We start from the raw sequence: 18652 nt of genomic DNA on the forward strand, positions 1-18652 counted from the left end.
GGGAGAGAAATCAACATGCAATCGTCCTCTAGCCTGGCCCCCGTGGCGCCAATCATTTTCCTGGCGATCGCCATTGCGGCGATCAACTGGATCGACCTAGCCCGCGGCAAGAACCGCACCAGCGTGGCGTACCCGCTGTCGCTGCTGACTACACTGGTGCTGACCGTGTGGTTCGGCATCGACGCGGCAGGCGGCGAAACGCACTACGCGTTCGCCAACCTGGTCGTGATCGACCCGATGGCGAACGTGCTGGCCGCGTTCTGCTCGTTGGGTATGCTTCTGACGCTGATTTACACGCGTAGCTACCTGGCCGAACGGGACATGTTCGCAGGCGAGTTCTACATGCTCGCGCTGTTCACGCTCGGCGGTCAGATCGTGATGATCACCGGCAACAACTTCCTGACGCTGTACCTGGGTCTGGAACTGCTGTCGCTGTCGTCGTATGCGCTGGTTGCCCTGCGCCGCGAGTCGCGCGTGACGTCCGAATCGGCGATCAAGTACTTCGTGCTGGGCGCACTGGCATCGGGCTTCCTGCTCTACGGCATGTCGATGATGTACGGTGCCACCGGTTCGCTGAACCTGGGTGAAGTGTTCCGCGTGGTCGAGTCGGGCCGCGTCAACACGACGATGCTGGCCTTCGGTGTGGTGTTCATCGTGGCCGGTGTGGCGTTCAAGCTGGGTGCCGCACCGTTCCATATGTGGATCCCGGACATCTACCAGGGTTCGCCGACCGCTGTGACGCTGCTGATCGCTGCTGGTCCGAAGGTTGCCGCATTCGCGCTGATCATCCGCCTGCTGGTGGAGGGCCTGCTGCCGCTGGCGACCGACTGGCAGGTCATGCTGGTGATCCTGTCGATTGCTTCGCTGGTCATCGGTAACCTGACGGCTATCGTTCAGACAAATCTGAAGCGGATGCTGGCGTACTCGACGATCTCCCACATGGGCTTCGTGCTGCTGGGCATGCTTTCGGGCGTGGTGGCCAACAAGGCCGACGGCGCAGTGAATGCCTACAGCTCGTCGATGTTCTACTCGATCACGTACATGCTGACCACGCTGGGCACGTTCGGCCTGATCCTGGTTCGCACGCGCAAGGGCTTCGAGGCAGAAACGCTCGACGACCTGAAGGGCATGTCGCGCCGTCATCCGTGGTTCGCGTTCCTGATGCTGGTGATGATGTTCTCGATGGCCGGCATTCCGCCGACCGTCGGCTTCTATGCCAAGCTGTCGGTGCTGCAGGCGGTCGTGTCGGCAGGCATGAGCTGGCTGGCCGTGGTGGCAGTGGTGTTCTCGCTGATCGGCGCGTTCTACTACCTGCGCATTGTGAAGCTGATGTACTTCGATGCACCGGTTGGCGAAGAGCCGCTGGAAGCTTCGACGGGCCTGCGTTCGGTGCTGAGCCTGAACGGCCTGGCCGTGATCCTGCTGGGTCTGTTCCCGGCTGGCCTGATGGACCTGTGCTTCCAGGCCATCCGTGCTACGCTGGCGTCCTGATTTTTCAGGCAAGGTGACGCAATGAGTTCCTCGGCAGGTGGTTGGTTTGTCATCCTTTTGGCACTGGTGTGTGCCAACCTGCCGTTCGTCAACCAGCGCCTGTTCGCGGCGGTGGGCCTGAAGTGGGCCCGCAAGCCGTTGTGGCTGCGCCTGGTGGAACTCTTCATGTGGTACGTGGTGGCTGGCCTTGCTGGCTTCGCGGTGGAGGCGAGCCTCGGCAACGCCTTCCCGCAAGGCTGGCAGTTCTACGCCATCACCGCCTGCATGATGCTGGTGTTTGCCTTCCCCGGCTTCACCTGGCAATACCTGGTCAAACATCGCACGGCCTGATTGCGGCCAGACCCTCGCGCCCGGGGCCCGTGCCACACCCGGAGCGTTCATGATCGACAAGACCCCCGCCGTATCGTCCGAAGAGCGTGACGATCACCTCAGGGAAACTGCCGTCGCTTCCGCGACCATCCATCGCGGCAAATTCCTCACCCTCAAGCAAGACATCGTGCGCCTGCCCAATGGCAAGCAAGCCGGGCGCGAGTACGTGCTGCATCCGGGCGCAGTCATGATGATCCCGCTGTTCGATGACGGCTCGGTGCTGATGGAGCGCCAGTTCCGCTACCCGATCGGTGAAGTGATGCTCGAATTTCCGGCCGGCAAGCTCGATCCGGAAGAGGGCGCGCAGCGCTGTGGCGAACGTGAGTTGCTCGAGGAAACCGGCTACACCGCGCGTCGCTGGGACTACCTGACGCGGATCCACCCTGTGATCTCCTACTCGACCGAGTTCATCGACCTGTTCCTGGCGCGTGATCTGACCGCCGGCGAGGCGAAACTCGACGATGGCGAGTTCCTGGAAACCTTTATCACGCCGGTGGGCCAGGTGATCGATTGGGTACGTCAGGGGCGTATTACCGACGTCAAGACGATTATCGGCGCGCTCTGGCTGGAGAAGATCGTCTCTGGCGCCTGGCAGCCGGGCGAGCAAAGCGAGCCTCCGTTTCCTGACAATCGCAGCATCGGCTGAAACGGCGCATAACTGCTAAGCTACTGCGCCGCCTTGCAGGCTTGTGGCTGGCCCAGTGCCAGTCTCCGCATGGGGTTTTCCCTTGCTCCGGCGTAATTGTGTTTAGGACGCATCCTGCCAGGCAAAAACGGTCAGCGAAAAAATTAGCACGACCGTTCACAAAATTTCGATTCACGGCTAATATTGCCCGACGGGCTGGAAAGATCATGAAGGTGCTCGACCTGCGCTGTGCGCAAGACCATCGTTTCGAGGGTTGGTTTGCCTCGGAGGAAGATGCGCAATCGCAGATTTCGCGTGACCTCGTCCAATGCCCGGTCTGTGGTGACCATGCCGTCTCCCGCCTGCCCAGCGCGCCGCGCCTGAATCTTTCGGGTGCCACCGCCAAGCCGGCGCAGACGCAGGTCCGGAACGCCGAGGAAGGCAAGGCCGACGCGCAGCAGATGATGCAGGCGCTGCAGGCCCACTATCTGAAGGCAGTCCGGCAGGTACTGGCGCAGACCGAGGACGTGGGAGAACGTTTCGCCGAGGAAGCGCGGCGCATGCACTACGAGGAAGCGCCGGAGCGCGGTATCCGCGGTTCGGCAACGCCGGAAGACGTGCAGGCGCTGGCCGACGAAGGCATCGAGACCTTTCCGCTCATCGTGCCGGATGCGCTGAAGCAGACGGCCCACTGAACAAGCATCCTGTGCCCGGTTTACCTCGCGCAGTGATGCGCGAGGTAAAACAAACGGCCGGCGCCCGCCGGCACCACCAATGGAGACGGGCATGGATCTCAATTACTCGGCGGCCGACATCGCCTTCCGTCAGGAAGTGCGTAGCTGGCTCGAAGCCAACCTGCCGGCGGAAATCCGCGAAAAGGTACTCAACCACCGCCGCCCCAACCGCGACGATCTGGTGCGCTGGCACAAGATCCTGGCCGGCAAGGGCTGGTCCGCGCCGCACTGGCCGGTCGACTTCGGTGGCACGGGCTGGAACGCCACGCAACGCCACATCTGGGACGAGGAGAATGCCCGCGTCGGCGCGCCTGGCGTGCTGCCGTTCGGCGTGGCGATGGTCGCGCCCGTGATCATGAAGTACGGCAACGCAGAGCAGAAGTCGTACTACCTGCCGCGTATCCTCGACTGCACCGACTGGTGGTGCCAGGGTTATTCGGAGCCGGGTTCGGGTTCGGATCTGGCTTCGCTGAAGACCCGTGCCGAGTTGACGTCGGATGGCAAGCACTACATCGTCAACGGCCAGAAGACCTGGACCACGCTCGGCCAGCACGCCGACATGATCTTCTGCCTGGTGCGCACCGACCCCGAGGCCAAGAAGCAAGAGGGCATTTCGTTCCTGCTGATCGACATGAAGACGCCGGGCATTACCGTGCGCCCGATCATCATGCTCGACGAAGAGCATGAAGTGAACGAAGTCTTCTTCGACAACGTCAAGGTGCCGGTCGAAAACCGAGTCGGCGAGGAAAACCGTGGCTGGACCTATGCCAAGTATCTGCTCGGCCATGAGCGTACCGGAATTGCGCGCGTGGGTAACTCCAAGCGCGAACTGGGCTTCCTGAAGCGCGTTGCCCGCCAGCAGCAGAAGAACGGCAAGCCGCTGCTCGAGGATCCGGTATTTGGCGCCAAGGTCGCCGCGCTGGAAATCGAACTGATGGCGCTGGAGATCACCGTGCTGCGCGTGGTGTCGAGCGAAGCCGCTGGCAAGGGCCCCGGCCCCGAGGCATCGATGCTCAAGATCAAGGGCACCGAGATCCAGCAGATGCTGACCGAACTGATGGTCGAAGCGGTCGGCCCGTACGCCCAGCCGTTCGATCCGGCGTACCTGGAGTGCGAACACGAGCACGCCGTGACCGGCTACGACGACGCCGCCCCGCTGGCCGCGTACTACTTCAACTATCGCAAGACCTCCATCTACGGCGGTTCGAACGAAATCCAAAAGAACATCATCAGCCAGATGATTCTGGGGCTGTGAGGAGACACGCAACATGAACTTCAATCTCAGCGACGAACAGAAGCAACTGGCCGACGCGATTCGCCGTTTTGTCGAGAAGAGCTACGACTTCGAATCGCGCAAGAAGAACATCAAGGGCGCGAATGGTTACGGCGAGCAGGCCTGGGGCGGATTGGTCGAACTCGGCCTGACCGCACTGCCGGTGCCCGAAGCGCAAGGCGGCTTCTCCGGTACGGCTGTCGACATGATGGTGGTGCAGCAGGAACTGGGCCGCGGCCTGGTGGTGGAGCCGTACTTCGCGACGGTGGTGGCCGCGCAGGCGCTCAAGCTGGCCGGTGGCCAGGAAGCGCTGCTCGAGCAGGTGGCTGGTGGCGAACTGAAGCTGGCCACGGCGTTCAATGAGCAGCAGGCACGCCATGAACTGAACAACGTGACCGTGACGGCCAAGGGCGGCAAGCTCAACGGTCGCAAGGTCGTGGTGACCCACGGCGCCCAGGCTGACAAGCTCGTGGTGTCGGCACGCACCAGCGGCGCCCAGTCGGACCGTGACGGCATCTCGCTGTTCCTGGTCGATACCAAGGGTGCCGGCGTCAGCGTCAAGGACTACCGCACGATCGACAACCTCCATGCGGCCGACGTGACGTTCCAGGATGCACCGGCCACGCTGATCGGCACGGAAGGCAAGGGCTGGGATGTGCTCGAGGCCACCGCCGACTACGCCGCCGTGCTGCTGTGCGCCGAAGCCGTCGGTGTCATGGATACGCTCAACGCCGCCACGCTCGAGTACGCGAAGACCCGCCAGCAGTTCGGCGTGGCCATCGCGCGCTTCCAGGCGCTGCAGCACCGTATGGTCGAGATGATGATCCATGCGGAGCAGTCGCGTTCGATCACGCTGCTGGCCGCGGCGCGCTTCGACGAGGCCAGCCCCGAGGAGCGCCGCCGCTACGTGTCCGCCGCCAAGGCGCGCGTCGGCGTGGCAGCCCGCTCGGTGGGGCAGGAAGCCGTGCAGATCCACGGTGGCATGGGTGTGACCGACGAACTGCCGGCCGCGCACATGTTCAAGCGCCTCACGCTGATCAATACGACCTTCGGCGATGTGGACCACCATCTGGGCCGCTTCGCCAGCCAGCCTGGCTTCCAGGAAGCTGCCTGAGTATTGCGTAAGTGTTCAAACCGCGCCGGTGACCCCGAGCGCGGTTTTTTCATTGGAGGACTTGATGTCCAAGATGTATTTCGAGGATTACGTCGTCGGCAGCGAACACCCGCTCGGGAGCTATACGGTCACTGAAGAGGAGATCATCAGCTTCGCGCGCCAGTACGACCCGCAACCGTTTCACGTCGACAAGGCCGCGGCGGAGCAGAGCATCTACGGTGGGCTGATTTCCAGCGGCTGGATGACCTGCGGCATCATCATGCGTCTGCTGGTGCTGTCGATGGGGGATCGCTCCACCAGCATGGGGTCGCCCGGCGTGGATGAAGTCCGCTGGATCAAGCCGGTCTATGCCGGTGACACCCTGACTGCCGTGCTGAGGGTTCTGGACGTGCGTCCGTCGAGTTCCAAGCCTGACCGCGGCGTGGTGATGACCCAGTGGGTGGCCAGCAACCAGAAGGGCGAGGTTGTGTGCACGGTCAAGGGCATGGGGATGTACAAGCGCCGCCCGGCCTGACGCACGCCGTTTGTTCACTTCCCTCTGCCGCACGCGGGAGAGGGGGCCTACCCAATCAGAAAAGAACGACAAGGAGACAAGCACCATGCGTACCATCGCATCGTTGGAAGAACTGGAGTCGCTGCAGGGCGAGGAAGTGGCTGTCAGCGACTGGATCGAAATCACGCAGCAGCAGGTGAACCTGTTTGCCGAGGCCACGGGCGATCACCAGTGGATCCATATCGACGTCGAGCGCGCCAAGCGTGAGTCGCCGTTCGGCGCGCCGATCGCGCACGGCTTCCTGACCCTTTCGCTGCTGCCCCAGCTGATGCAGAACGCGATCCACATGGAGGGCGTCAAGATGGGCGTCAACTATGGTCTGAATCGCGTTCGTTTCACATCGCCGGTGCCGGTGGGCAGCCGTCTGCGAGGACGCGTGAAGCTGCTCAAGGTCGAGCGGCTGGACCCGCTGCCGAATGGCCTGGTCGGTGCGCAGTCCACCTGGGAGGTGACGATCGAGCGGGAAGGCGCGGATCGACCGGTCTGCGTGGCGGAATCGATCAGCCGACGCTACTCCTGACGTATCCGATTCGTCAGTACTGTCGCTCGACAATGAGGGCCGCGAGATCGCGGCCCTTGTCATTTGTCCAGCGAAATCGTGGAAAAACAAGCAACCACGAGATGACTGTTACCCCGTTGCGACAGGTCAAGGAATTGTCCGATTAAAAGAACAGTGTTTCTGTTGTGTCTGGGTTTACCCGTAATGTTGCGTTGCGGTACAGTCCCGCCCACGATGTTTTATGTAATGCGATATCCGCTCGGAGACCGTTCTCACTGCGCTGGTGAGGCGGTTGAAGCAAGTGGATATGGCGTGAACATCGTGACACAACGCTCGTTCCGGTGGCATTTCCGAACCGGGGCAGACGCAGTTCAGGCAGTCGGTCACCTCAGCGCACGCACCCGCCCCCTCAGGCGCGCGCACGCAGTCGTCAGTTGCTGTCCAAGCCGCGTTCATGGCGTTGCCCGGCCGCATGGTCCGCAGGCGTTTGCATCGCCCATTTCGCAGCGCCAGCTTTGGACACGTCCTCCGGTTTTCCCCAGCCCAGCCAGCCAGTTGCCCCGTGCAGCAGGTAGGCGGTGCCACGCTTGTGCACAGGCGTGGCGCAACCAGACCGTCGTGACATGAAGAAACCAAAAATGCCGCCCCTGATGCGGTACCTGCCTTGCCTTGGCCTGCTCCTGTTGGCCGGCTGCGACTTCGCGCTGATGAACCCGAAAGGGCAAGTCGGCGTCGACATCAAGGGCATCATCCTGATCGCCACCTGGCTGATGCTGCTGGTCGTCGTACCGGTCATCATCCTGACGCTCGTGTTCGCGTGGAAGTATCGCGCCAGCAACACGTCTGCTGAATACGATCCGAACTGGTCGCACTCCACCCGCATCGAAGTGGTGGTTTGGCTGATCCCCTGCCTGATCATCATCGCGCTGGGCATCATCACCTGGAAGTCGTCGCACGATCTCGACCCGTACAAGCCGCTCGAGTCGAACGTCAAGCCGGTGACCGTGGAAGCCGTGGCGATGAACTGGAAATGGCTGTTCATCTATCCGGAACTGAAGATCGCGACGGTGAACCAGCTCGCGCTGCCGGTGAACACGCCGGTGAACTTCAAGATCACGTCGGATTCGATCATGAATTCGTTCTTCATCCCGCAACTGGGTAGCCAGGTTTACGCCATGGCTGGGATGGAGACCAAGCTGCACCTCATCGCCAATGAAGCCGGCACGTTTGACGGCATGTCCGCCAACTACAGCGGCGGCGGCTTCTCGGGCATGAAGTTCAAGGCCATCGCCATGTCGAACTTCGAGTTCGACAAGTGGGTGGAAAAGGTGCGCGCGTCCGAAAAGCAGCTCGCGTCCGAGGACTACAAGGTCCTGGCCAAGCCGAGCGAAGCGGAACCGGTGACGTACTTCGGCAAGGTCGAAGACGGTCTGTACACCGGCATCCTGCATCAGTACATGGGCGGCGACGGCCATGCAATGGCCCGCGAAGGTTTTGATGGCGGTCCGGTCTGCACGTCGCGTAACACGCTCGGTGAAGAGCGGGTGTCCATGGCCACGCCGGCCAAGCCGGCGCTGGGCGCGCAAATCTAGGAGCAATGATGTTTGGCAAATTGAGTTTGTCGGCGATTCCGTTTCATGAGCCGATCATCATGATCACGCTGAGCTGCGTGGCCCTTGGCGGGCTGGCGCTGCTCGGTGCGATTACGTACTTCAAGAAGTGGGACTACCTGTGGACCGAGTGGATTACCTCGGTCGATCACAAGCGCATCGGCGTGATGTACTCGCTGGTGGCGCTGATCATGCTGCTGCGCGGCTTTGCCGACGCCGTCATGATGCGTACCCAGCTGGCGGTTGCCACCAACGGCTCCACCGGCTTCCTGCCGCCCGAGCACTATGACCAGGTGTTCACGGCCCACGGCGTGATCATGATCTTCTTCGTGGCCATGCCGCTGATGACGGGTCTGATGAACCTCGTGGTGCCCCTGCAGATCGGCGCACGCGACGTGGCGTTCCCGTTCCTGAACACGCTGAGCTTCTGGCTGTTCGTGGCCGGCGCGATGCTCGTGAACGTCTCGCTGGGCGTTGGCGAATTCGCGCGTACCGGCTGGCTGGCCTATCCGCCGCTGTCGGGTCTGGACTACAGCCCGGGCGTGGGGGTGGACTACTACCTCTGGTCGCTGCAGATATCAGGGCTAGGGACATTGCTGACCGGCGTGAACTTCCTGGTGACCATCCTGAAGATGCGCGCCCCGGGCATGACGCTGATGCGCATGCCGGTGTTCACCTGGACGGTCCTGTGCACCAACGTGCTGATCGTGGCTGCCTTCCCGGTGCTGACGGTGTCGCTGGCACTGCTGGGCCTGGACCGCTACTTCGACATGCACTTCTTCACGAACAATGGCGGCGGTAACGCCATGATGTACGTGAACCTGATCTGGATCTGGGGCCACCCCGAGGTCTACATCCTGATCCTGCCGGCGTTCGGTATCTTCTCGGAAATCATCTCGACGTTCTCGGGCAAGAAGCTGTTCGGCTACAAGGGGATGGTGTATGCCACCAGCGCGATCATGGTGCTGTCGTTCATCGTGTGGCTGCACCACTTCTTCACGATGGGCTCCGGCGCCAACGTGAACGCGTTCTTCGGCATCACGACGATGATCATCTCGATCCCGACGGGCGTGAAGATCTTCAACTGGCTGTTCACGATGTACCGTGGCCGCGTGCAATTCACGTCGCCGGTGCTGTGGACGCTGGGCTTCATGATCACGTTCGTGATCGGTGGCATGACCGGCGTGCTGATGGCCGTGCCGGCTGCTGACTTCGTGCTGCACAACAGCCTGTTCCTGATTGCTCACTTCCACAACGTGATCATCGGTGGCGTGCTGTTTGGCTACCTGGCCGGCGTGACCTACTGGTGGCCGAAGGCCTTCGGCTTCAAGCTGAACGAGCGTCTGGGCAAGTGCGCCTTCTGGTGCTGGCTGGTGGGCTTCTACTTCGCCTTCATGCCGCTGTACGTGCTGGGCCTGATGGGCATGACCCGTCGTCTGAACCACACCGACAACCCGGCCTGGACGCCGTGGCTGCATCTGGCCGTGGTGGGCGTGGTGTTCGTGGCGCTGGGTATCTTCTTCCAGGTGCTGCAGATCGTCGTGTCGATCCGCGACCGCAAGAAGCTGGCAGACGTGACGGGCGACCCGTGGGGTGGCCGCACGCTGGAATGGGCAACTTCGTCGCCCCCGGCGTTCTACAACTTCGCGCACACCCCGGTGGTGCGTGACCTGGACGCGTTCGCCGACATGAAGGCCCGTGGCGAGAAGATCCGCACGGATGGCTTCGAGCAGATTCACATGCCGAAGAACACCGCGGCTGGTTTCTACATGGGTGCATTCAGCCTGGCGCTGGGCTTCGCGCTGACGTGGCACATCTGGTGGCTTGCCGCCGTGGGCCTGATCGGCATGGTCGTAGCGTTCATCCGCCGCGCCAACGATGACCACATCGATTACTACGTGCCGGCCTCCGAGGTCGAGCAGATCGAAACGCGCTACCAGCAGCGCATTGCTGCCCAGGGCTGATAACTATGTCGACAGAAGTTCTTGACCGCTTCGGGGCGAAAGCCCCTGCGCATGCGCACTCGCACGACGAGGCGCACGACCACGCGCATCACGACACCAGCGAGAACACCGTCTTCGGTTTCTGGCTGTACCTGATGAGCGACTGCATCTTGTTCGCGTGCCTGTTCGCCGCCTTCGCCGTCCTGCGCGGCGAAGTGGCGGGTGGCCCGTCGGGCAAGGAGATCTTCGAGCTCAACTACGTGCTCGTGGAAACCGCCATCCTGCTGTTCTCGTCGATCACCTACGGCTTTGCCATGGTGTCGATGCAGAACCATCAGAAGGGCCGCGTGATGTTCTGGCTGGGCGTGACGTTCCTGCTGGGCGCCGCGTTCATGGGCATGGAAATCAACGAGTTCGCGCACCTGATTCACGAGGGTGCCGGCCCGAGCCGCAGCGCGTTCCTGTCGTCGTTCTTCACGCTCGTGGGTACCCACGGTCTGCACGTTGCCAGCGGCATGCTGTGGATGCTCGTGCTGATGTGGCAACTGTCGAAGAAGGGCCTGACCCCGGTCGTGGCCAAGCGCCTGAACTGCCTCAGCCTGTTCTGGCACTTCCTGGACGTGGTCTGGATCGGTGTGTTCACCGTGGTCTACCTGATGGGAGCAATGTAAATGGCACAGCAACACGCTTCGACCGCCGCTCACGGCGCGTCGCATGGCCACAGCAGCGTCAAGTCGTATGTGATCGGCTTCGTGCTGGCGGTGATCCTGACCGTGATTCCGTTCAAGATCGTCATGGACGGCACGATGGAACGCGGCACCATGCTGTGGATCATCCTGGGCATGGCGGCCGTTCAGATCGTCGTGCACCTGAAGTACTTCCTGCATCTGGATGGTTCGAACGGTCAGCGCTGGAACGTGATGGCGCTCCTGTTCACGGTACTGATCCTGTTCATCGTGCTGGCCGGTTCGCTCTGGATCATGCACAACATGAACGCCAACATGATGCCGTGGATGAAGTAACGGTTCATACGGTCGTTTGAAAACGGGGCCTTCGGGCCCCGTTTTTTATTGGCCACGGTGCGCAACGCACCGGCATCGGCCACGGTTGCACCGGTTCACGCCGGACCGCACCCGAACGGCGCTGCACATTCGCGGTGCGCTTGCGGAATTCCCTCCGGCCCCGTCGGCGGCACCAGCGTGGTGCGGCACGGCCTTCCTCCCGTCGATTTGTCACGTAATGGTGACCCGGTCATGCGTGTTTCCCTTGGCACGCTAGTTGCAGATGTGCTCTCCGGGGTGCGTAGTCCCTAATCACATACGACAAACTGGGAGCTGCAATGAAACGACGTGACATGCTGAAGCTGTCGGCGGTGGCCGCCGCGGCGATGATCGGTACCAGCCCGCTGATGGCGCAGACCAAGGAGCCGATCAAGGTCGGCATCCTGCATTCGCTATCGGGCACGATGGCCATCTCCGAAACGTCGCTCAAGGACGTGGCGCTGATGACGATCGACGAGATCAACAAGAGCGGCGGCGTGCTGGGCCGCAAGCTCGAGCCCGTGGTGGTGGACCCCGCTTCCAACTGGCCGCTCTTCGCGGAGAAGGCGCGTCAGCTCATCACCAAGGACAAGGTAGCGGTCACGTTCGGATGCTGGACGTCGGTATCGCGCAAGTCGGTGCTCCCGGTCTATGAGGAAACCAACGCGCTGCTGTTCTACCCGGTGCAGTACGAAGGTGAGGAGATGTCGAAGAACGTGTTCTACACGGGCGCGGCACCCAACCAGCAGGCGATCCCGGCGGTGGAATACCTGATGAGCAAGGAGGGCGGCGGTGCGAAGCGCTTCTTCCTGCTGGGTACCGACTACGTCTATCCGCGCACTACCAACAAGATCCTGCGCGCGTTCCTGAAGAGCAAGGGCGTGGAGGACAAGGACATCGAAGAGGTCTACACCCCGTTCGGTCATAGCGACTACCAGACCATCGTCGCCAACATCAAGAAGTTCTCGCAGGGTGGCAAGACGGCTGTGATCTCCACGATCAATGGCGACTCGAACGTGCCGTTCTACAAGGAACTCGGCAACGCCGGCCTGAAGGCCAAGGACGTGCCGGTGGTGGCCTTCTCGGTGGGCGAGGAAGAACTGCGCGGCATCGACACCAAGCCGCTGGTGGGCCATCTGGCTGCATGGAACTACTTCATGTCGGTCAAGAACCCCGAGAACGAGGCGTTCAAGAAGCAGTGGGCCGCGTGGGTCAAGGCCAACAACCTGCCGGGCGGCGACAAGCGCGTGACCAACGACCCGATGGAAGCTACCTACGTGGGCATCCATATGTGGGCGCAGGCCGTGAAGAAGGCAGGCAGCACCGATCCGGACAAGGTGCGTGCCGCGATGTACGGCCAGACCTTCAAGGCGCCGGATGGCTTCACGCTGACGATGGGTGACAACCACCATCTCTACAAGCCCGTGATGATTGGCGAGGTCAAGGGCGACGGCCAGTTCTCGGTGGTGTGGAAGACGCCGAAGCCGGTCCGCGCGCAACCGTGGAGCCCGTTCATCGCCGGCAATGAAGGCAAGGCGGACAAGGTGGCGGGGAACTGATGGTCTGATGCTCCTACTCCCGTGCACGGGAGTGGGAGCACACCACAGGTGAACGCAAACAACCCCAAGATGCGATCCATCGCGCGAACCAGGCTCCTGAATGCACCGACCCAATATCCGTACATGGCTGCGTGTCATGCTCGCCGCGCTGCTGCTGGCTGCGGCACCGTTGTGGGCCGCCACGCCGCTGACGCAGGCCGACCTCAAGCCATTGGCCGAGGATGACTACGATGCCAAGACCGCGGCGCTGAACAAGCTCACTCAGGCGCCGGCGGAGCAGGCCGGCCCGATCCTGAAGGCCTTGCAGGATGACGCGCTGCAGTACGCGCCCTCCGTCGGCATGGTGCGCCAGGATGGCGACAAGACCGTCGACGCGGTCAGCGGCAAGCCGGTCACCGTGAAGGCGGACGAGCTCGAATCGCTGACGCTGAATAACAGCCTGCGCGCCATCGTCGATAGTGCCGCGAGCAGCCTGGAACTGCAGTCACCGGACATCGCGGTGCGCACGCAGGCCATCAGTACGCTGCTCGATCAACCGGAGAACGCTTCGCGTGCGGCGGTGGAGGCCGCGCGCAAGGCCGAGGCCGATGCCGGACTGCGGGCGAGGCTCGACGTGATCTGGGCCAACACGGTTCTCGCGCAAGGTGCCGAGGCGGGCCGGGACGCACGTATCGAGGCGATTCGCATCCTCGGCCACGACAGCAATCCGCAATCGCGCCAGAAGCTGATGCCGTTGGTCGAGCGCGACGCGACCGGCAAGTACAAGGAGGCCGACGAAGGCGTGCGTGTGGCCGCGCAAGTGGCCATTGACCAGTTGCGTACCGAACAGCGCCGCGCCGAACTGCTCGGCAACCTGTTCGCGGGTCTGAGCCTTGGCAGCGTGCTGCTGCTGGCGGCGCTGGGTCTGGCGATCACGTACGGGCTGATCGGCGTCATCAACATGGCGCACGGCGAGTTTCTGATGATCGGCGCCTATGCCACCTACGTGGTGCAGACGCTGTTTCGTGCCTACGCGCCCAATGCGTTTGACTGGTACCTCGTGGCGGCCGTGCCGGTGTCGTTCCTGGCTGCCGGAGCCGTTGGTTTCGCGCTCGAGCGAATCGTGCTGCGCCATCTCTATGGTCGCCCGCTGGAGACGCTGCTGGCCACGTTTGGTGTCAGCCTGCTGATGATGCAGGCCGTGCGTACGATCTTCGGCGCGCAGAACGTGGAAGTGGCCAATCCTGCGTGGATGAGCGGCGGCATCGAGGCACTCGCCGGGCTCGTGATTCCGTACAACCGCATCATCATCATCCTGTTCGCGCTGGGCGTGGTGACGGTGGCATGGGCCGTGCTGAATCGCACGCGCCTGGGTCTGTTCGTGCGCGCCACGACGCAGAACCGCACGATGGCGGCCTGCGTGGGCGTGCGGACGTGGAAGGTGGACAGCTACGCGTTCGCATTTGGCGCCGGCATCGCCGGGCTCGGCGGTTGCGCGCTCTCGCAGATCGGTAACGTGGGCCCGGACCTGGGGCAGGCCTACATCATCGACTCGTTCATGGTGGTGGTGCTGGGTGGCGTCGGGCAGTTGGCGGGCACGATCATGGGCGCGTTCGGCCTCGGCATCATCAACAAATTCATCGAGCCGTTCTATGGCGCGGTGCTGGCCAAGATCTTCGTCCTCGTGCTGATCGTGCTGTTCATCCAGAAGCGGCCACAAGGACTTTTCGCGCTCAAGGGGCGCAGCGCGGAGGCCTGATATGAGCAGTTTTTCTTCGAAACCCGGCAAGTCATTCACGCTATCCGTGCCGGAACGCCAGCCGCTGTTCTCCACGCGCATGTGGATGGCGATGGCGGTACTGACCCTGGTTGTGGCGATCGGCGTGCCAGTCTGCGCGCTGATCGTGCCGGAAGGCCACGCGCTGCATCTGTCGGCCTATGCGCTGACATTGATCGGCAAGATCATGTGCTTCGCGCTGGCCGCCATTGCGCTCGATCTGGTGTGGGGCTATTGCGGCATCCTGAGCCTCGGTCATGGTCTGTTCTTCGCGCTGGGCGGGTATGCAATGGGCATGTACCTGATGCGGTCGATCGGTCGTGAAGGTGTCTACAAGAGCGATTTGCCCGACTTCATGGTGTTTCTGGACTGGAAGGAGCTGCCGTGGTTCTGGCATGGCACCGAGCACTTTCCCTACGCATTGCTGCTGGTGGTACTGGTGCCGGGCGTGCTGGCGTGGCTGTTTGGCTTCTTCGCGTTCCGGTCCCGCATCAAGGGCGTGTACCTGTCGATCATCACGCAGGCCATGACGTACGCCGCGATGCTGCTGTTCTTCCGCAATGAAACTGGCTTCGGTGGCAATAACGGCTTTACCGACTTCAAGCGCATCGCCGGCTTTGCCGTGGCCGCGCCGCAGACGCGTGCCGCGCTGTTCGTGCTGACGTTCCTTGCACTGCTGGCCGGATTCGTGGCCTGCCGCTACATCGTCACGTCCAAGCTCGGCCGGGTGGTGACCGCCGTGCGCGACGCGGAGATGCGCGTGATGTTTTCGGGCTACAACCCGCTTGGGTACAAGCTGTTCGTGTGGACGTTCTCGGCTGTGCTTTGCGGCATTGCCGGAGCGCTGTACGTGCCGCAGGTCGGCATCATCAACCCGAGCGAGATGTCACCCGCGAACTCGATCGAAATGGCGGTGTGGGTCGCCGTCGGCGGGCGCGGCACGTTGATCGGGCCGGTAGTGGGGGCATTTCTGGTCAACGGCGCGAAGACGATGTTCACGGCCTATTTCGCGGAGTACTGGCTATTCCTGCTCGGCGCGATGTTCGTGCTGGTGACGCTGTACCTGCCCGATGGCGTGGTGGGCCTCTGGCGACGCTTGCGTGACCGTCGCACCTCGAAGGTAGAAACCGGAGCCGCCGATGAAGCGGAAGCGGTGGTGGCGCCTCGGCAAGCACAGCAAGGGAGCAAGGCATGAATTCGGTACTGGGTGAAGGCAAGGCGGAAAGCGGGGACGCCACCGGGCTGGGCCGGATCGTCGAACCCGGCGTCATCGACACCACGCACGGGCCGATCCTCTACATCGAGGACCTGACCGTGCAGTTCGACGGCTTTCGCGCGCTGAACAAGCTGTCGTTGTCGATCGATCACGGTGAACTGCGCTGCGTGATCGGCCCGAATGGCGCCGGCAAGACCACGATGATGGATGTCATCACCGGCAAGACCGGGCCGCGCAACGCCAACGTGACCGGGCGTGTGTTCCTGGGGCAGACCATCGACCTGATGCGGCTGACCGAACCGCGCATCGCGCAGACCGGCATTGGCCGCAAGTTCCAGAAGCCGACCGTGTTCGAGCAGCACGCGGTCTGGGAGAACCTGGAACTGGCGATGAAGGCCGACAAGCGCTGGTGGGCATCGCTGCGCGCCCGGCTGACGCTGGAGGGGCATCGTCGCATCGAGGAAACGCTGGCGCTGACCGGGCTCGAGGACGAAGCCTATCGGCCTGCGGGCTTGCTGTCGCACGGCCAGAAGCAGCGGCTCGAGATCGGCATGTTGCTGATGCAGCAGCCTCAGCTCCTGCTGCTCGACGAACCGGTGGCCGGCATGACCGACCAGGAAACCATGCAACTGGCCGCGCTGCTCAACAGTCTGCGCGGTAGCTGCTCGATGATGGTGGTCGAGCACGACATGGAATTCGTCGCCGCGCTGGCCGGTGACGCTGGCACGGTGACCGTGCTGGCGGAAGGCAGCCTGTTGGCCGAAGGCACGCTCGACGCCGTGAAGCGCGACGAACGCGTGATCGAATCCTACCTGGGAAGATAACGATGCTGCAGGTCAACGCAATCAATCAGTTCTACGGCGGCAGCCATATCCTGCGCGACGTTTCGTTCGAGGTGCCGCATGGCAAGCTGACGACGTTGCTGGGCCGCAATGGGGTGGGCAAGAGCACGCTGCTCAAGTGTCTGATGGGCGTGGTGCCCACGCGCAGTGGCAGTATCAGCTGGGACGGCAAGGCGCTGGAAAAGAAGGCGCCTTACGAACGTGTCTCGGCGGGGCTGGCCTACGTGCCGCAGGGCCGCGAGATCTTTCCCCGGCTGACTGTCGAGGAGAACCTGCTGATCGGCGCCGCCAGCCGGGCGCGGCCATCGGGCGTGCCCGATCGCATCTATCAGCTGTTTCCCGTGCTGCGCACGATGCGCCAGCGCCGTGGCGGCGACCTGTCGGGCGGTCAGCAGCAGCAACTGGCCATCGGCCGGGCGCTGATGAGCGAGCCGCAGTTGCTGATTCTCGACGAGCCGACCGAGGGCATCCAGCCGTCGATCATCCAGGATATTGGCCGTGCCTTGCGGTTGCTGGTGGACGAGTTCGGCATGACCGTGCTGCTGGTGGAGCAGTACTACGAGTTCGCGCGGCACCTGGCCGACCACTACGTGGTGATGAGTCGTGGCGAGGTCGTGGCCAAGGGCGATGGGGCAACGATGGAGCAGGACGGCGTGCGCGCGCTGATCGCGGTTTGAGCGTGCATTCGAACGACCCTGATGGCCGTCCGGGCACCTTTCTGTGACGGCTGCCACGCGCTATGATCTGGCGCACCGGCCCCCGCCTGAACCGTCTTGCCATCTTCGATGCGCCATCCGGATTTTCCATCGCAACTCGCCATGACATCGGCCTGGCACGCCAGCCTGCGCCTGCGCTTTGCCGCGCGCGCCGGCCGGACCGCCATGGTCGAGCGGCGCCACGAGGGGCCGCTGCGGGTGCAGAAGCCGCTTTATCCCGAAGGGGAGATTTGCCACGGGGTGGTGCTGCATCCGCCCGCCGGCGTGGCGGGCGGTGATCGTCTCGACATCGACATTGCCGTGGCATCGGGCGCCCATGCCGTGCTGGCCACGCCGGGTGCTACCAAATGGTACAAGTCGCTCGGTCGCGATGCAGCGCAGCATGTGCGGATCGAGGTGGCAGCCGGCGGGAAGCTCGACTGGCTGCCGCAGGAGAACATCGTGTTCGACGATGCCCGTGCCCGGATCACGACGGACGTGGTGGTGGCACCCGGAGGCAGCGCGATCGGCTGGGACGCCGTGGTGCTGGGCCGCCAGGCGTCGGGCGAGCGATGGGCCAGCGGCGCGCTATGGCTCGACACTCGCGTGGGTGACCCGGACCGCGCGCTGTGGATCGAACAGTCGCATTTCGATGGCGCATCACCGCTGCGTGGTGCCGTGGCAGGCATGGATGGACTGCATATCCTCGGCACACTTTGGGCGATCGGGCCGGGCGCCACGCAGGAGCTGGCGGAAGCGCTGGCCGAGCGTCTGCCATATCGTGCCGATCTACGCGCCGGCGTGACCTGCCTGGCCGGACATGGCACGACCACGGCGCAGTCGATGCTGCTGCTGCGTGTGCTTGGCAGCGATATGGAAGCGGTGCGCCACCTGATGATCGACGCGTGGACCGTGCTGCGCCAGCCGATGCATGGCGTGCCGGCAAGGCCGCTGCGCCTGTGGTCGACCTGAGAACCTAATACCTCGAACAACAAGGAATCCGATCATGGAACTGACGCCGCGCGAGAAAGACAAGCTGCTGATCTTCACCGCCGCGCTACTGGCCGAACGCCGTCGCGCGCGCGGTCTCAAGTTGAACTACCCGGAGGCGGTGGCGCTGATCACCGCCGCCATCATGGAAGGTGCGCGCGATGGCCGCACCGTGGCCGAACTGATGCACGAGGGAACCACCGTGCTCGCACGCGAGGACGTGATGGATGGCGTGGCCGAAATGATCCCCGAGATCCAGGTGGAAGCCACGTTCCCGGACGGCACCAAACTGGTCACCGTGCACCACCCGATCGTCTGAATCCGCGTCACCGTCGCAGCCATT

Annotated in this window: 19 protein-coding genes; all 19 read left to right on the forward strand. The window is 63.1% G+C overall.

Translation table 11 applies throughout. The features are described from left to right. Positions 1-15 precede the first annotated feature (15 nt). Positions 16-1491, forward strand: a complete 1476-nt coding sequence (nuoN, locus tag K6G35_RS04825) for an NADH-quinone oxidoreductase subunit NuoN (protein WP_008643364.1) — start codon at positions 16-18, stop codon at positions 1489-1491. Positions 1492-1512: 21 nt separating this feature from the next. Then, positions 1513-1821 (forward strand): DUF2818 family protein, encoded by a 309-nt coding sequence (locus tag K6G35_RS04830; protein WP_008643366.1) that lies wholly within the window; start codon positions 1513-1515, stop codon positions 1819-1821. Positions 1822-1870: 49 nt separating this feature from the next. Next, complete coding sequence (locus K6G35_RS04835; RefSeq protein WP_035881727.1) at positions 1871-2506, forward strand: NUDIX domain-containing protein; 636 nt, start codon at positions 1871-1873, stop codon at positions 2504-2506. Between the two features lie 206 nt (positions 2507-2712). Further along, the gene (locus K6G35_RS04840) at positions 2713-3180 is read left to right on the forward strand and encodes a DUF1178 family protein (RefSeq protein WP_008643370.1); all 468 of its coding nucleotides are present in this window, start codon (positions 2713-2715) and stop codon (positions 3178-3180) included. Positions 3181-3271: 91 nt separating this feature from the next. Then, on the forward strand, positions 3272-4474 hold the full coding sequence (locus tag K6G35_RS04845; protein ID WP_186426412.1) for an acyl-CoA dehydrogenase family protein: 1203 nt from the start codon (positions 3272-3274) through the stop codon (positions 4472-4474). Between the two features lie 13 nt (positions 4475-4487). Then, positions 4488-5606, forward strand: coding sequence for an acyl-CoA dehydrogenase family protein (locus K6G35_RS04850; RefSeq protein WP_011515756.1), 1119 nt, complete (start codon positions 4488-4490; stop codon positions 5604-5606). Between the two features lie 64 nt (positions 5607-5670). Beyond that, complete coding sequence (locus tag K6G35_RS04855) at positions 5671-6120, forward strand: MaoC family dehydratase (protein WP_008643386.1); 450 nt, start codon at positions 5671-5673, stop codon at positions 6118-6120. A gap of 85 nt (positions 6121-6205) precedes the next feature. Then, positions 6206-6679, forward strand: a complete 474-nt coding sequence (locus K6G35_RS04860) for a MaoC family dehydratase (RefSeq protein ID WP_011515758.1) — start codon at positions 6206-6208, stop codon at positions 6677-6679. A 602-nt stretch (positions 6680-7281) separates the two neighbouring features. Next, complete coding sequence (gene cyoA / locus K6G35_RS04865) at positions 7282-8250, forward strand: ubiquinol oxidase subunit II (RefSeq protein ID WP_011515759.1); 969 nt, start codon at positions 7282-7284, stop codon at positions 8248-8250. A gap of 8 nt (positions 8251-8258) precedes the next feature. Then, complete coding sequence (gene cyoB / locus K6G35_RS04870; RefSeq protein WP_008643392.1) at positions 8259-10232, forward strand: cytochrome o ubiquinol oxidase subunit I; 1974 nt, start codon at positions 8259-8261, stop codon at positions 10230-10232. Positions 10233-10237: 5 nt separating this feature from the next. Beyond that, entirely contained in the window at positions 10238-10882 is a 645-nt protein-coding gene (gene cyoC, locus K6G35_RS04875; RefSeq protein ID WP_008643394.1) for a cytochrome o ubiquinol oxidase subunit III, read from the forward strand. Further along, a complete protein-coding gene (cyoD, locus tag K6G35_RS04880; RefSeq protein ID WP_008643397.1) occupies positions 10883-11233 on the forward strand; it encodes a cytochrome o ubiquinol oxidase subunit IV in 351 nt (116 codons plus the stop codon). A gap of 317 nt (positions 11234-11550) precedes the next feature. Further along, positions 11551-12810 carry an urea ABC transporter substrate-binding protein gene (gene urtA, locus K6G35_RS04885; protein ID WP_008643399.1) on the forward strand — a complete coding sequence of 420 codons (1260 nt, stop codon included), beginning with the start codon at positions 11551-11553 and terminating at the stop codon, positions 12808-12810. Positions 12811-12910: 100 nt separating this feature from the next. Continuing rightward, positions 12911-14548 carry an urea ABC transporter permease subunit UrtB gene (urtB, locus tag K6G35_RS04890; RefSeq protein ID WP_495676150.1) on the forward strand — a complete coding sequence of 546 codons (1638 nt, stop codon included), beginning with the start codon at positions 12911-12913 and terminating at the stop codon, positions 14546-14548. A 1-nt stretch (position 14549) separates the two neighbouring features. After that, the gene (gene urtC / locus K6G35_RS04895) at positions 14550-15761 is read left to right on the forward strand and encodes an urea ABC transporter permease subunit UrtC (RefSeq protein ID WP_495676151.1); all 1212 of its coding nucleotides are present in this window, start codon (positions 14550-14552) and stop codon (positions 15759-15761) included. Next, positions 15758-16606, forward strand: a complete 849-nt coding sequence (gene urtD / locus K6G35_RS04900) for an urea ABC transporter ATP-binding protein UrtD (RefSeq protein WP_495676152.1) — start codon at positions 15758-15760, stop codon at positions 16604-16606. Before urtC ends, urtD begins: the two co-directional genes overlap by 4 nt. A gap of 2 nt (positions 16607-16608) precedes the next feature. Continuing rightward, positions 16609-17301, forward strand: a complete 693-nt coding sequence (gene urtE / locus K6G35_RS04905) for an urea ABC transporter ATP-binding subunit UrtE (protein ID WP_008643406.1) — start codon at positions 16609-16611, stop codon at positions 17299-17301. Between the two features lie 108 nt (positions 17302-17409). Then, positions 17410-18291 (forward strand): urease accessory protein UreD, encoded by an 882-nt coding sequence (locus K6G35_RS04910; RefSeq protein ID WP_040010917.1) that lies wholly within the window; start codon positions 17410-17412, stop codon positions 18289-18291. Between the two features lie 34 nt (positions 18292-18325). Further along, complete coding sequence (locus K6G35_RS04915; protein WP_011515766.1) at positions 18326-18628, forward strand: urease subunit gamma; 303 nt, start codon at positions 18326-18328, stop codon at positions 18626-18628. Positions 18629-18652 lie beyond the last annotated feature (24 nt).

The sequence above is a fragment of the Cupriavidus sp. HY129 genome (assembly GCF_059492215.1).

Bases quoted from the DNA above. Each gene is read 5' to 3' on its own strand.
- nuoN (WP_008643364.1), top strand. From the start codon at position 16: ATGCAATCGTCCTCTAGCCTGGCCCCCGTGGCGCCAATCATTTTCCTG.
- K6G35_RS04830 (WP_008643366.1), top strand. From the start codon at position 1,513: ATGAGTTCCTCGGCAGGTGGTTGGTTTGTCATCCTTTTGGCACTGGTG.
- K6G35_RS04835 (WP_035881727.1), top strand. From the start codon at position 1,871: ATGATCGACAAGACCCCCGCCGTATCGTCCGAAGAGCGTGACGATCAC.
- K6G35_RS04840 (WP_008643370.1), top strand. From the start codon at position 2,713: ATGAAGGTGCTCGACCTGCGCTGTGCGCAAGACCATCGTTTCGAGGGT.
- K6G35_RS04845 (WP_186426412.1), top strand. From the start codon at position 3,272: ATGGATCTCAATTACTCGGCGGCCGACATCGCCTTCCGTCAGGAAGTG.
- K6G35_RS04850 (WP_011515756.1), top strand. From the start codon at position 4,488: ATGAACTTCAATCTCAGCGACGAACAGAAGCAACTGGCCGACGCGATT.
- K6G35_RS04855 (WP_008643386.1), top strand. From the start codon at position 5,671: ATGTCCAAGATGTATTTCGAGGATTACGTCGTCGGCAGCGAACACCCG.
- K6G35_RS04860 (WP_011515758.1), top strand. From the start codon at position 6,206: ATGCGTACCATCGCATCGTTGGAAGAACTGGAGTCGCTGCAGGGCGAG.
- cyoA (WP_011515759.1), top strand. From the start codon at position 7,282: ATGAAGAAACCAAAAATGCCGCCCCTGATGCGGTACCTGCCTTGCCTT.
- cyoB (WP_008643392.1), top strand. From the start codon at position 8,259: ATGTTTGGCAAATTGAGTTTGTCGGCGATTCCGTTTCATGAGCCGATC.
- cyoC (WP_008643394.1), top strand. From the start codon at position 10,238: ATGTCGACAGAAGTTCTTGACCGCTTCGGGGCGAAAGCCCCTGCGCAT.
- cyoD (WP_008643397.1), top strand. From the start codon at position 10,883: ATGGCACAGCAACACGCTTCGACCGCCGCTCACGGCGCGTCGCATGGC.
- urtA (WP_008643399.1), top strand. From the start codon at position 11,551: ATGAAACGACGTGACATGCTGAAGCTGTCGGCGGTGGCCGCCGCGGCG.
- urtB (WP_495676150.1), top strand. From the start codon at position 12,911: ATGCACCGACCCAATATCCGTACATGGCTGCGTGTCATGCTCGCCGCG.
- urtC (WP_495676151.1), top strand. From the start codon at position 14,550: ATGAGCAGTTTTTCTTCGAAACCCGGCAAGTCATTCACGCTATCCGTG.
- urtD (WP_495676152.1), top strand. From the start codon at position 15,758: ATGAATTCGGTACTGGGTGAAGGCAAGGCGGAAAGCGGGGACGCCACC.
- urtE (WP_008643406.1), top strand. From the start codon at position 16,609: ATGCTGCAGGTCAACGCAATCAATCAGTTCTACGGCGGCAGCCATATC.
- K6G35_RS04910 (WP_040010917.1), top strand. From the start codon at position 17,410: ATGCGCCATCCGGATTTTCCATCGCAACTCGCCATGACATCGGCCTGG.
- K6G35_RS04915 (WP_011515766.1), top strand. From the start codon at position 18,326: ATGGAACTGACGCCGCGCGAGAAAGACAAGCTGCTGATCTTCACCGCC.